The organism is Bradyrhizobium sp. P3_C3 (assembly GCF_056402655.1).
The window spans coordinates 1-855 of the sequence record NZ_JBFUGY010000144.1 but is presented as its reverse complement, the minus strand read 5'-3'; the positions used below and the strand labels follow the sequence as shown (position 1 = coordinate 855).

Here is an 855-nt window from a genome sequence, read left to right as displayed (position 1 = left end):
CTATATACCATCTTCAAAATAGATTGGGCCGCCGTCAGGCAGTTCCCAGAAACGCCCGGCGGCTCGCGTCGAACATTGAAGCGATAGGGCCGTCCAACGCGGCGATGATATGATCGCGCCTCAATCAGCCTCTATTTGAGTTCGCAATTATGGTCAAGGTTAAAGAGTGCGCATTAGACCAATGCGAGCCTTTTTGGCAGCCGATCGTAAACCACCCAACCTTAGCTGCCTGCGCCCTTCTTCTGACGAGGCGGCCAACCCGAAAAGCGCATCCTCGCAAGGTACGCAGGTAAAACATTGACCATCCTGCACGACTACGACACGCAGGAGCGAACCTCCGACAACAACGTCTGGATCAATTATGGTTGCGCGCGCGAAGATGGAATAGCTACGTTAAGGCTCCTCGGATGCTCCGCCGTATGGCGGCGGTCGACACAACTGTCATTAAACTCTGCTTGCTCGAAAGCAGAAGCTCATTGAGCAGTTTGACACTATCCAAGACGGGTCGGCAAACCAGTTTCCACTGAAGGCTGGGCCATTGCGCCTGCGACGAGCGCTTCGACAGCCTCGACCTCGGCGAAGTATCTGACAATCAGCACGCTCAGCCGTAAGCGATGTTCTCAGGCCACGCGCCAGCGTTCTTGGGTAGCGAGATAGGCCCAGGGTAGCAGTTCGTCGATCTGGCTGTTCGGGTGGTCGTTGACGATGCGGGTGATGACGTCGGCGAGATAGGCGTGGGGTTCGACGCCGATGAGCTTGCAGGTTTCGATCAGTGAGGCGATGACGGCCCAGTGTTCGCCGCCGCCGTCCGAGCCAGCGAACAGGGCGTTCTTGCGGTTGAGCGCGATTGGGCGG

Annotated in this window: 1 protein-coding gene; it reads right to left on the bottom strand. The window is 57.3% G+C overall.

Annotation, left to right across the window (positions count from 1 at the left end; translation table 11 throughout):
* Nucleotides 1-620: 620 nt before the first annotated feature.
* Nucleotides 621-855 (bottom strand): transposase domain-containing protein (locus AC1DW2_RS43830; RefSeq protein WP_477008815.1); only part of this gene is annotated, 235 nt, incomplete at its 5' end.